The sequence below is a fragment of the Microbacterium sp. Bi128 genome (assembly GCF_918698205.1).
In genome coordinates, this window is record NZ_CAKKMM010000351.1 from 1 (window position 1) to 4,461 (window position 4,461).

At 70.6% G+C, this 4,461-nt stretch carries 4 protein-coding genes; all 4 read left to right on the forward strand.

Annotation, left to right across the window (positions count from 1 at the left end; all coding sequences use genetic code 11):
• The coding region (locus LQV45_RS18770; RefSeq protein WP_230008320.1) for an amidase family protein at positions 1–987 on the forward strand (987 nt) is incomplete at its 5' end.
• Positions 987–2,504, forward strand: a complete 1,518-nt coding sequence (gatB, locus tag LQV45_RS18775; protein WP_230008321.1) for an Asp-tRNA(Asn)/Glu-tRNA(Gln) amidotransferase subunit GatB — start codon at positions 987–989, stop codon at positions 2,502–2,504. The genes LQV45_RS18770 and gatB, both read left to right, overlap by 1 nt.
• Positions 2,505–2,768: 264 nt before the next feature.
• Entirely contained in the window at positions 2,769–4,025 is a 1,257-nt protein-coding gene (gene dinB, locus LQV45_RS18780) for a DNA polymerase IV (RefSeq protein ID WP_230008322.1), read from the forward strand.
• 63 nt (positions 4,026–4,088) lie between these two features.
• Complete coding sequence (locus tag LQV45_RS18785; RefSeq protein ID WP_076490301.1) at positions 4,089–4,409, forward strand: hypothetical protein; 321 nt, start codon at positions 4,089–4,091, stop codon at positions 4,407–4,409.
• The last annotated feature ends 52 nt before the right edge of the window (positions 4,410–4,461 follow it).

The following is a 4,461-nucleotide window of genomic DNA, read 5'->3' on the forward strand; positions in this document are numbered from 1 at the left end:
ATCCGCCAGCCCGCGCACGTGACCGGCACGGTGGGCGTGAAGCCGACCTACGGCGGCGTCAGCCGCTACGGCGCGATCGCCCTGGCATCCAGCCTCGATCAGGTCGGACCCGTGACGCGCACCGTGCTCGATGCCGGCCTGCTGCACGACGTCATCGGCGGCCACGACCCGCACGACTCGACGTCGCTGGCCGACGAGTGGCCGTCCTTCGCCGCCGCCGCCCGCGAGGGTGCGACCGGCGAGGTGCTGAAGGGCCTCAAGGTCGGCGTCATCCGCGAACTCGACGACCGCGGCTTCCAGAAGGGCGTCTCCGACTCGTTCCGCGCCTCGCTCGCCGCGATGGAGGCCCAGGGGGCCGAGATCGTCGAGATCAGCGCCCCGCACTTCGAGTACGGCGTCGCCGCGTACTACCTGATCCTCCCGGCCGAGGCATCCAGCAACCTCGCCAAGTTCGACTCGGTGCGTTTCGGCCTGCGCGTCACGCCGCAGGGCACGCCCACCGTCGAGAACGTCATGGCCGCGACGCGCGACGCGGGCTTCGGCCCCGAGGTCAAGCGTCGCATCATCCTCGGCACGTACGCGCTGTCGGCCGGGTACTACGACGCGTACTACGGCAGCGCACAGAAGGTGCGCACGCTCATCCAGCAGGACTTCGATGCCGCCTTCGCGGAGGTCGACGTGATCGCGACGCCGTCGGCACCGACGACCGCGTTCCGTCTCGGCGAGAAGATCGACGATCCGCTGCAGATGTACCTCAACGACGTCACGACGATCCCCGCGAACCTCGCGGGCGTCCCGGGTATCTCGATCCCCAGCGGCCTGGCCGAGGACGACGGTCTGCCGGTCGGCATCCAGTTCCTCGCGCCCGCTCGCGAGGACGCCCGCCTGTACCGCGTCGGCGCGGCGCTCGAGGCGCTGCTCGTCGACCGGTGGGGCGGACCGCTCCTCGACAAAGCCCCTTCTCTCACGAACGGAGCGACGCGCTGATGGCGAAAGACGCGCTGATGGACTTCGACGAGGCGCTCGAGATGTTCGAGCCCGTGCTCGGCTTCGAGGTCCACGTCGAACTGAACACCGCGACGAAGATGTTCTCCGCCGCTCCCAACCCCGCCAACGAGGCGAACCACGCCGCCGCGCCCAACACGCTCGTCGCCCCGGTCGACATGGGTCTGCCGGGCGCGCTGCCGGTCGTCAACGCCGAGGCGATCCGCTCGTCGATCAGCCTGGGGCTCGCCCTCGGCTGCTCGATCGCGCCGTCCAGCCGTTTCGCGCGGAAGAACTACTTCTACCCCGACCTCGGCAAGAACTACCAGATCTCGCAGTACGACGAGCCGATCGCGTTCGAGGGCTCGGTCGAGGTCGAGCTCGAAGACGGCACCATCGTCACCGTGCCGATCGAGCGCGCGCACATGGAAGAGGATGCCGGCAAGCTCACGCACATGGGTGGAGCCACCGGCCGCATCCAGGGCGCGGAGTACTCGCTCGTGGACTACAACCGCGCGGGTGTGCCGCTGGTCGAGATCGTGACGAAGCCGATCTTCGGTGCCGAGCACGCAGCTCCGGCGTTGGCGAAGGCGTACGTCGCGACGATCCGCGACATCGTGCGGGGTCTCGGCATCTCCGAGGCCCGTCTGGAACGCGGCAACCTCCGCTGCGATGCGAACGTGTCGCTGCGCCCCCGCGGGCAAGAGAAGCTCGGCACGCGCACCGAGACGAAGAACGTCAACTCGATGCGGTCGGTCGAGCGCGCCGTGCGGTACGAGATCCAGCGCCAGGCGGCCATCCTCGCGGCCGGGGGCACGATCACGCAGGAGACGCGGCACTGGCACGAAGACACGGGACGTACGTCGCCGGGTCGCCCGAAGTCGGATGCCGACGACTACCGCTACTTCCCGGAGCCCGATCTGCTCCCCGTCGTCCCGGCGCCTGAGCTGATCGAGGAGCTGCGTGCCGCGCTCCCCGAGCCGCCGGCCGCACGGCGTCGCCGGTTGAAGGCCGACTGGGGCTTCGCCGACATCGACTTCCAGGGCGTCGTCAACGCCGGCCTGCTCGACGAGGTCGAAGCCACTGTCGCCGCGGGCGCCACGCCCGCCGCCGCCCGCAAGTGGTGGCTGAGCGAGATCAGCCGCATCGCGAACGCCGAAGAGCGGGAGCCGGCAGAGCTCGTCAGCCCGCAGAACGTCGCCGCGCTGCAGCAGCTGGTCGATGCCGGAACGCTCACCGACAAGCTCGCGCGCCAGGTGCTCGAGGGCGTCATCGCCGGCGAGGGGACGCCGCAAGAGGTCGTCGATTCCCGCGGCCTCGCCGTGGTCTCCGACGACGGCGCGCTGATCGCCGCGATCGACGACGCCCTCGCCGCGCAACCCGACGTGCTCGCGAAGATCCGCGACGGCAAGGTGCAGGCCGCCGGTGCGGTCATCGGCGCCGTCATGAAGGCGATGAAGGGCCAGGCCGACGCCGCGCGCGTGCGCGAGCTCGTGCTGGAGCGCGCCGCCGCGCAGTAGGACACCCCGGATGCCACGGCATCACCGGTCGAGCACCGGTGGGCCGTGGCATCCGTCGTTCCCGAGCTGCCGTAACGGGTTCTCGACATCGTGCCGGGGTGAGGAGAGGCGAGGGCGCGCGCCCAAACTCAGTGATTCGCGCGAACTCCGTGGAGTGCGGGGACCGTCGACGGAGGTTGTGCGAATCGCTGAGGCCACGCACGTCACCGTGGCGCTTCCGTACCCGGGCCCACGATGTCGGAGGCCCGGGGGAGAATGGATGCCATGGGACGCGGAGACGGAACGGGACGCATCGTCTCGCCGCCCGGTGCCGACGACACGGGCACCGGCATCCTCCACGTCGACATGGACGCGTTCTTCGCCTCGGTGGCGGTGCTCGACGACCCGTCCCTCGCGGGTAAGCCGCTCATCATCGGCGGATCCGAAGGGCGGGGTGTCGTCTCGAGCGCGTCGTACGAGGCGCGCCGCTACGGGGTGAAGTCGGCGATGCCCGTCGCGATCGCGCTGCGGATGTGTCCGACGGCGATCGTGGTCAATCCGCCCTACTCGCGCTACACCGAGATGTCCCGTCAGGTCATGGCGATCTTCGACGAGATCACGCCCCTGGTGGAGCCCCTGTCGATCGACGAGGCGTTCCTTGACGTCCGAGGAGCACGACGGCTGTGGGGCAGCCCCGGCACCATCGCGCGCGATCTGCGCGCGCGCGTGAAGGAACGGACGGGCCTGACGTGCAGCATCGGCGTGGCCGCGACCAAACACGTCGCGAAGATGGCCTCGACGATCTCCAAGCCCGACGGGCTGCTGGTCGTGGCCGAGGGCGACACCGAGGCATTCTTGCGTCCACGCTCCGTGCGTGCGCTGTGGGGCGTCGGGCCGAAGGCGGCCGAGGCCCTCGAGTCCCGTGGTATCCGTCTCATCGCCGATGTGCTCGACACGCCCCGCCCAGCGCTCGAGAAGGTGCTCGGTTCGGCGATGGGCGAACGCATCTGGCACCTCGCGCGCGGCATCGACGCCCGTGAGGTGCACACCGGGCGGGTCGAGAAGAGCGTCGGCCACGAAGAGACGTTTCACACCGACATCTCCGACACCGCCACGCTGCACGTCGAGATGCGGCGCCTCGCCGACCGCGTGGGCGCGCGGCTGCGCAGCCAGCAGTTCGAGGCCTCCACGATCTCGATCAAGGTCCGCTTCAGCGACTTCACGACCCTCAGCCGCTCCCGCACGCTGACGGAACCGACGTCGGTCGGCCAGCGGATCGGCGACGCGGCCATCGAACTGTTCGACGGGATCGATCGTCGTCAGGCGGTTCGACTCGTCGGGGTGCGCGGCGAGAAGCTGCGGCCCACGGCGATGGCGGCGACACTGTGGGACGACGACGCCGAATGGCGCCGCGTCGAGGGCGCGCTCGACGGCGCCGCCGCGCGGTTCGGCCGCGGCGCCGTGACGCGCGGTTCGCTCCTCGGCCCCGCCCGCGGTGGGGGAGCGCTGCCGACGAATCCGCGGCCCTCGTACGAGCACTGACACGGCGGCGTCCCGGACGCAACGCCCCTGGGCCTCGTCGGTGGTGGCCGGTACGGTGGGGACATGCCCAACATCGCATTGGAACTCGGCAAGCAGGCCACCAGCTTCGGCGTCACGTCCGCCTACGGAGAGCAGCAGGACGTCGACGGCGTGCGCATCGTCCCCGTCGCACTGACCTGGGCCGGTTTCGGCGGGGGCTCCGACGAGCAGGGCAACGGCGGCGGCGGGGGCGGCGGCTACACGCTGCCGCTGGGTGCCTACATCCGTCGCGGCGACGACCTGCGCTTCGACCCGAACCTGGTGTCGCTCCTCGCTGTCGGGATCCCGTTCGTGTGGGTCGCCGGTCGCGCCCTCAGCCGTGTCATCCGCGCCCTCAAGAAGTAGCGCCGACCCCCTCGACGAGGCCCTGACCGTCGCGGTCGGGGCGGTCTCGGCG

Coding starts and splice junctions, on each gene's coding strand:
- gatB (WP_230008321.1), top strand. CDS start 987: ATGGCGAAAGACGCGCTGATGGACTTCGACGAGGCGCTCGAGATGTTC.
- dinB (WP_230008322.1), top strand. CDS start 2,769: ATGGGACGCGGAGACGGAACGGGACGCATCGTCTCGCCGCCCGGTGCC.
- LQV45_RS18785 (WP_076490301.1), top strand. CDS start 4,089: ATGCCCAACATCGCATTGGAACTCGGCAAGCAGGCCACCAGCTTCGGC.